9 protein-coding genes are annotated in these 7,174 nt (G+C 52.3%); 6 read left to right on the plus strand and 3 right to left on the minus strand.

From position 1 onward, the window contains the following. Positions 1 to 574: 574 nt before the first annotated feature. A complete protein-coding gene (locus tag AYK82_RS17835; RefSeq protein ID WP_208976516.1) occupies positions 575 to 898 on the plus strand; it encodes a plasmid mobilization protein in 324 nt (107 codons plus the stop codon). Positions 899 to 1,097: 199 nt separating this feature from the next. After that, the gene (locus AYK82_RS14890; RefSeq protein ID WP_068317725.1) at positions 1,098 to 2,009 is read left to right on the plus strand and encodes a relaxase/mobilization nuclease domain-containing protein; all 912 of its coding nucleotides are present in this window, start codon (positions 1,098 to 1,100) and stop codon (positions 2,007 to 2,009) included. On the opposite strand, the gene AYK82_RS14895 is transcribed toward AYK82_RS14890, so the two are convergent. Both AYK82_RS14895 and AYK82_RS14900 read right to left on the minus strand, forming a co-directional pair. Next, positions 1,949 to 2,653 carry an IS6 family transposase gene (locus AYK82_RS14895; protein ID WP_068317727.1) on the minus strand — a complete coding sequence of 235 codons (705 nt, stop codon included), beginning with the start codon at positions 2,651 to 2,653 and terminating at the stop codon, positions 1,949 to 1,951. The two genes, AYK82_RS14890 and AYK82_RS14895, sit on opposite strands and share 61 nt — an antisense overlap. Positions 2,654 to 3,109: 456 nt before the next feature. Beyond that, on the minus strand, positions 3,110 to 3,649 hold the full coding sequence (locus tag AYK82_RS14900) for a recombinase family protein (RefSeq protein WP_068317728.1): 540 nt from the start codon (positions 3,647 to 3,649) through the stop codon (positions 3,110 to 3,112). A 168-nt stretch (positions 3,650 to 3,817) separates the two neighbouring features. Here AYK82_RS14900 and AYK82_RS14905 point away from each other — a divergent pair, with 168 nt between their 5' ends. The 3 genes from AYK82_RS14905 to AYK82_RS14915 are packed head-to-tail and all read left to right on the plus strand — an operon-like array spanning position 3,818 to position 5,960. Beyond that, positions 3,818 to 4,201 (plus strand): hypothetical protein, encoded by a 384-nt coding sequence (locus AYK82_RS14905; protein ID WP_068317730.1) that lies wholly within the window; start codon positions 3,818 to 3,820, stop codon positions 4,199 to 4,201. A gap of 1 nt (position 4,202) precedes the next feature. After that, entirely contained in the window at positions 4,203 to 5,744 is a 1,542-nt protein-coding gene (locus AYK82_RS14910; RefSeq protein ID WP_068317733.1) for a hypothetical protein, read from the plus strand. 3 nt (positions 5,745 to 5,747) lie between these two features. Continuing rightward, on the plus strand, positions 5,748 to 5,960 hold the full coding sequence (locus AYK82_RS14915; RefSeq protein WP_068317736.1) for a hypothetical protein: 213 nt from the start codon (positions 5,748 to 5,750) through the stop codon (positions 5,958 to 5,960). Positions 5,961 to 5,964: 4 nt separating this feature from the next. Here the strand turns inward: AYK82_RS14915 and AYK82_RS14920 are convergent, their stop codons facing one another. After that, positions 5,965 to 6,408 carry a hypothetical protein gene (locus AYK82_RS14920; protein WP_068317739.1) on the minus strand — a complete coding sequence of 148 codons (444 nt, stop codon included), beginning with the start codon at positions 6,406 to 6,408 and terminating at the stop codon, positions 5,965 to 5,967. 25 nt (positions 6,409 to 6,433) lie between these two features. Between AYK82_RS14920 and AYK82_RS14925 the strand changes: the two genes are divergently transcribed. Beyond that, positions 6,434 to 6,979 carry a hypothetical protein gene (locus AYK82_RS14925; RefSeq protein ID WP_156453392.1) on the plus strand — a complete coding sequence of 182 codons (546 nt, stop codon included), beginning with the start codon at positions 6,434 to 6,436 and terminating at the stop codon, positions 6,977 to 6,979. Positions 6,980 to 7,174: the final 195 nt, after the last annotated feature.

Below are 7,174 nucleotides of genomic sequence, written 5' to 3' on the forward strand. Positions count from 1 at the left end.
TCTCTCACTTCCAACCAACCGCCGCCACCCCGTAAGGCCGCCGCCGTCTGGCGTGGGGCGGGTTATAGGCACACCAAACAAAACCGTCAACCCGATTTTCCAAGTTTTTGATGTTTCTTTCAAAATTTCTCAAAAACTAACAGCAACAGTGGATATCTAGCAGAAGAAAATAGCGCAGAGGCAACCACGTTGGCGACAACTAGCATCTAGAGCCCTCGCCTCAACCAAAATCGCCATATCAAGACGATAACAGTAAATGGGTCAGAAAAAGAAGCGCTCTGCACTAAGCGTCAAGGCAATAGCATATTAGAGGTGATAGGAGGAGAATGCGCGACGCATGGTTGACACCATAGCGACAAGACCGGCTCGTGATACGGAACAACCGACAACCACACCGCTGACAAGGTGAAAGCTATGACCTGATACTAACAGGTGGTGAAGCCTAGCCACCAAATTGATTTACGAAGAGATATGGCGCACTTAGAGGGAGAAAGTTTGAACTCTCTCTTTGAGGTGCTTGAAGAGTGGGAGAATCATTTCGCGCATTTGGACTTTGAAGGTCTGGAGCGTGATGATGACCAGCCTAGTCCATAAATTCAATAAGTTAGCGGAACCTGAGAAACGGAAGAAGTATCCGCCTCCTTACTCATTGCGTCTCACATTCGAAGAGCGAGCGCTGCTGGAAGAACGGGCGGCGGGTATGCCTTTGTCGGCCTATATTCGCTCTCAGATACCAGGAGAGGATGTTTCTCCACGTCGTACGCGTGGGCGGTTCCCTGTCAAAGACCATGAGGCGTTAGGGCGTGTTTTGGCACAGCTTGGCGCTTCTCGTCTTTCTTCTAACCTTAATCAGCTGGCGCGTGCAGTGAATACGGGCACAGTTACCGACTGCGCCTGAAACAGATGAGTCGTTGCAAGAAGCTTGTCAGGCTATTGAGGAGATACGCTCAGAGCTCATGCAGGCGCTCGGTAAAGAACCGGGAGGCCTGTCATGATTTTGAAGGGTTCTCAACGTGGCAATGGCGGGCAGTTGGCAAAGCACCTAATGAACTCCAGTGATAACGAACATATAACCGTGCACGAGTTGCGCGGTTTTTTTGTCGGAAGATTTGCATAGCGCCCTAGGTGAAGCGGAGGCGATATCTAAAGGAACGCGCTGCACGCAGTTTCTGTTTTCTTTGAGCCTCAATCCACCCGAGAATGAAAAAGCTTCTGTTGAGGCCTTTGAAGCGGCGGCGGATATGGCTGAGCAGAAGCTTGGCCTTGAGGATCATCCGCGCGCCATTGTCTTTCATGAGAAGGAAGGTCGCCGTCACGCGCATGCAGTTTGGTCACGTTTCGATGCACAGACTATGAAGGCTAAGAACCTTCCCTTCTATAAATCGCGTCTGAATGAGGTGTCTAAAGAGCTATACCTTGAGAATGGGTGGGAGTTACCAAAAGGCTTTATTGATCGTGATTTACGCAACCCTCTGAACTTCACGCTTAAGGAATGGCAGCAAGCGAAGCGTGTGCAGCAAGATCCGCGTGTAATTAAAGAGATGTTCCGTGATTGCTGGCAACGCTCTGACAATGGCGAGGCTCTTAAAAATGCTTTGGAGGAGAAAGGGTTTCATCTCGCCAAAGGTGATCGCCGTTCTGTTGTGGCAATTGATTTTCGTGGGGAGGTTTATGCTCTATCGCGTTGGTCTGGGGTTAAGGCGCGTGATGTGAAAGCCCGCTTTGCTCTTGATGAGAGCCTGGGCTCTGTTGATGCCGTGAAGAAGCAAATTACTGCGCGGATGGATGATAAGCTCAAGGGTTTTGTGCGGAATATTGATCTGAATTATCGCAAGATGCGCCCGGCTGTTGAGAATCAACGCACGCAGATGGTGGAACGCCAGAAGAAGGAGCGAAGGCGTTGTCACGTTAACTTGAAAGAGCCGGAAGAAGCTTTTCACCTTATGCCTCAGGCATCAATCATGGTAGCGTTTTTCCATTGGGCGAAGGCGCTTAGACGCTGTAGGTGAATGTCGATTGCGGAACGTTGATGGTGAGGGGGAACGAAAAGATTGCGAAGGCCGGAGAAGACTGCCAGAAACCTTTGAAGTTGGCTCGGCGACTTGAACTTCTGCATCGTTCGCTCGCGTTTTCGCAAGGGCAAATGCGAGTTCTCGGCACGGTTGTTCAGCCCTTTGTGGGAGCGGTGCTCTACCTGTGGCATGACTTTCCGTTTAGCAGCGCTGTACGATCCAAGTTTATCGGTAATCATTCGCTTTGGCGCTACGCCCTGTTGCTTCAAAAGGCGGGTTAGCAATCGCATTGCAGCCTTGGTATTGCGCCGATTTTGCAAAATCTCGTCAAGCACATACCCGTCCTGATCAACGGCACGCCACAGATAACGCTTTTTACCCTGAATGCTAACAGTAACCTCATCCAGATACCAAATATCATTAGTACTCGGGGCTTTACGGCGTAGGCCGCGAACGTAGTTCGGGCCGAACTTGTGGCCCCATCGGCGGATGGTCTCATACGAAACCGTAATGCCTCGCTCCAACAGCATCTCTTCACCCTCGCGCAGGCTCAAAGAGAAGCGATGATAGAGCCAAACCACGTAAGCAATGATCTCGGGCGGGAAACGGTGGCGCTTGTAGCTAATCGATGATGGCGTCATACGCCAATCGCTATCTCATCAGGCTGGTGCCAAAGTTTACGTGACAACGCCCCAGAGCCCTATAACATCTATTTTTCCTTTATATAACTGATATTTAAAAAGACCCTGAAACAACGTAACTCTAATCTAACATATTTAACTCTCTCAAGTTCGCCTACGGCTCACCAAAGAACAGGACGAATCCTGCCAAGTCCTCGGATACCGCATCGCTGAGTTGATGCCTGAGCCATTCAAGAACCATGCATCAAGGACAAGCCGCCTATGGCGGTGCTACGCATCCTTGACGCAGAACCTTGAACGTCTCCGAGACGGCATCAGCGATAGCGGCTCCGAAGAACAGGCACTCAAGATCAACCTTTCCCGCATAAATGCGGAGGTTCCATCCAGACCGACAGGACAGGTTGGACTTACTACCCAATGATCTGGGGTAGGCACAGGGGTTAGAAATTTCTGAGATCAGGCACGCCGAACAGTTTGCGTGCTGACTTTGAATAAGCTGGCAATCTCTCGAAGAGGACGGCTTTCCTCATCTCTCATACGGATCACTTCTGCTTTTTGATCCGGTGTCAAAGCTGGGGGACGACCGCCGATACGGCCCCGTTTCCGCGCTGCTTCCAATCCTTCACGGGTACGCTCGGCAATCCGGCGGCGTTCAAAATGAGCGATGGAGGCGAAGACGTGGAAAATCAGCTCACCTGCGGGTGTGGTCGTGTCGATATCCTCGGCCAAAGATCGAAATCCCGCGCCGCGCTCTTTGATAGCTTCCACAATGTCGAGAAGATCACGCAAGGAACGGGCAAGACGGTCGTATTTCGTCACCACCACCACATCGCCGTCGCGGAGCTGGTCCAGCATCTTATCCAGCTCTGGACGTTCCGCCTTAGCTCCGCTTACTCTCTCAGAGAACAGGCGTTCTGCTCCTGCCGCCGTCAGCGCGTCGGTCTGAGCGTCAAGATTCTGGTCTGTGGTTGAAACGCGAGCATATCCAATGATCATGCCCTATGATGACAAAAACCTTCCAAAACCCCAAACGTTTTGTCACGGGTTTTTGGAACGGCTAACACCTTGATCACTCGTGCAGAGATTGAGCGTGACAAAAACGACCGTTTCAGATAGGGCTAGTCAAAGTTTATTCTGTCTTCGTTGCCCACATGAGAGTCGACTGTGAAGATCGCAAGTATTGTATTCGGAATTATAGCGATTTCTCTAGTAGGTTGGTGGTTTTTCCCTTTGCCAGAGAGTTCAGCTCGCGACTTCTTTGAGAAGAAGTATCAAGAAGTTGCAGCAAATAGATATTTTGATGCCTTGGAAACACTTCAGTGTTCGCCCTCAGGTTCGCATTCTGCTTTTACAAAGAAGACAGCCTATTTATGCCGCATCGATACTCCTTGTGAAATATCTGTAGAGCAGAGGGTTTTCGTAGATCGGATGTTTGGGCCACATGTTGGCCCGGACCCTTTTTACCAAAGATTTGCAAGGGCGTGCATCGAAATACTGAATATTGAAACCGCAGAAAAGGCTGCCGCCAGAATCGATCAGGGAGGATAGTATGGCTGGAATTATTTCTAGCGAAGATAACCCAATTAGGGGCTTTACAAGACAACAAGCTGACATCCATTTCAAGAATGGCGGCGGCGTGGATGTATATGTTGAGCGAACTTGGTATATGAATGAAGGTCCGGGTTCTGTAGTTAGTCTAGGGGGCTCTCGCGCAATTCAGGATTTGAGAGATTTACCAGCCGGTTCAAAAGTTACCTTTGGTCGCGATTTGTATGAACGCACACCAAATGTTGAACCGGATGAAATCGCGTTTGACTACTATGACAGATTCGGGAACCTCAGCGATGAAGGTTACATATACGGCGATGCGAGTTTCGTTGTAAGAGGAACGGTCGAAGTTTTAGACGACGGTCGCCTTAAAGCTGATCTTGAACTTCGGCCATATGATGATCAATGGGGCTTTGAGAATAACGGACAAGGTGGTTTTTTCGAAGCTCTACGTGGGATCGGGGGTTGGCTCACCGGAAATGGCACAGCCTTCGATATCAAGTATCGCGGGCCTGGTCCTGGCCGTAAAATTGAAGGCATTTTCACCCACGAAGAACTAACAAAAAACATTGGTGAGTACCAAGGATATGCCGATAGCACTGAATGCTTCGGCCCCGACACTCCCATAGATATGTGGCCGCTTGATCCTGAGTTCGCACCTGATCCAGCCAATCCCAATAAAATCTTCGATCAAGACGCCGTGCGCGCCAAGATTTGGAAGAAGCCCATTGCGATGATCCGCAAGGGCGACGTTGTTGTGTCCTTCGACAAGAACGACAACCTCATGCTGGGACGGGTTACCAGAACCTTCGAGAATGAATCCAAAATTCTGCTCGACTACTTCGGCACGCGCGTGACCCCCGGCCATGTGTATTTCCGCCCTGACAGCAAGAAGACTGACAAATTCGAATGCTTGCTCGATATCCTGCGTGACGATGGCATGATCCAGAACGTTGAAGGCAAAAACATACGCGCCGCGACCAACGTGCCTGTTGGCGATCCGCGCGACGGCTTTGTCTGGGCAATCACGCAAGAGCGAAAAGACGGCATTCTTGTTGAGAAAGAACGAGCCCGTATCCGTCTCGGAACGCGCTTCATTGTTGATGGCAAAACATCGCAATGCGTAGCGGATGTGATCGAGGCCAAGGGCGGTGTTGTCGGTGACGATGAGTTGATCCGCTTCGGTGATGTTGATCCAGCCCCGTTTGTCTGGGAGCATGGGGCAACGCTCCCCAAGCCAGAAGACTTCGTTCTTCAGGCCTCGGGAACAACATTGACCGATATCTACAAAGCTGGCGAATGGGAAAGCCGCCGCCCACACATGCCTGCACCCATGGTGATGGATGGTGGCCCGGTGCAGCCATTGTCAGCAACGGCGCCGTCGGCCATGCCACGCAATCAACCGCTGAATCTGCAACCTGTCACCACATCCGCCCCCGCGCCCAAACGTACCGCGCGGCCACCGATGAACCGCAAGCAGCGCAAGGCCATAGAAGCCAAACAACGCAAAGCGGCCAAGATGCGCAATAGAGCGGCGGGGTAGGCCATGAGCAAGGATGACGACAATATATTGTCCCCGGAAGAGACCTTCCGGCTCTTCGGTGAACGGATGATGGCCGAAACTGAACCCTTCAAATGGGCAAAGGCACCAACACATATCCCGCCGAAACGCCCAGTGAAGGTCTACACGATTGAGCTGTCAGACCCGACGCTGCGCATCGCGACCACGCCGCCGCCGTTCAAAAACACATTGAACTGAGTGTCTAAAACCGCGCGGCAGGTGCACCGAGATCGGCCAAGTCGTCGTATTCGAGGCCGAAGCTTTCTGCCATCTGCGTGACGGTTGGCTTGGGATCATAGATTTGGCCGCGTTCTTCCGCGCGTTCGGCGGATCGGAATTGCATTCGAACCCAATAGCCGAGACCTTGGCGCAAGCGGTCGAGCCATTCCAGTTCCATGGCGGCGAGAACGCGGGCGCAATCATCGTGGGAGCGGAAGGCAACTTGCAACCCGCCGTCGATATTGCGGAATCCGATATCCACGCCCAGCTCAGCGGCTTTCTCTTTGGCAAGGTCTGTCCATGCGTGGCGCGGTGACAACATTGTGCTGCGCCCGCCTTGGGCGGGATAGGGAATGCCGTCTGGAAATGACACTTCGACCAAAGCAGGCCCATGGGCCTGCGGCTGAAACCGTTTAACAATATTCATAATAAAAACAAGCGACTATACCAGTTTGGCGCGTGCGTCGTCAAATCGACGGCCTGCGGTGCCAATGGATTTTCAGGCAAAGCCGCGCTATAAGCGGGATAGCGGAGGATGCATGGCGCAGACGGACGGCACCCAGAACAGCCAAGATCGGGAACGAGAAGGGCTGGACGATTTCACGGATCGGTTCGGGAAACTGGCCGACCGGATGGAGCAGGCCGCGCACCCGGATTTGGAGCGTCAGGATTTGCCGTCAGCAGAACATCCCGACAGCATCAAAGCGCGAGAGGCGCAACAGGCCGCTCAGAGCGAGCAGCCAGAGCATGACATCTGGCCGGGGAAGACATCACAACCGGATTTTGAGCAGGCTGTGTCCAACGACAACAGCCAGACCGCGCGCGAGGGTGTGACCTCGCAGCAGGTTGCACAGGACGACACGCGGACAAAGCGTCCGATGACGGATCAGTACTACAACCGTTTGGCCGAACGGATGCGTGAGGCTGAGCTGGACCGTGTCGCAAGCGGGCAAGACCAGAACCGCGACCGTGATCAGGGGCAAGAATATTCGCGATAGGCCCTGCGTTCTTATGCGGAGGTGATGGCGAGGTGGTACAGGATTGTGACAATGAGCGAGGCGGTGATTATCAAAATTGTCTTGCCGCGGCTATCCACCGCCCACTGGAGTTCCGCCCGATTTCCGGACAGTTTGATTAAACATATTACGCTGCCCTTTTCCAAGCCCTTTGTTCAAACACCTGACAAGGTGTTT

The sequence above is a fragment of the Polycladidibacter hongkongensis genome, from assembly GCF_001561995.1.
GTDB classification, from domain to species: Bacteria; Pseudomonadota; Alphaproteobacteria; order Rhizobiales; family Stappiaceae; genus Pseudovibrio; species Pseudovibrio hongkongensis.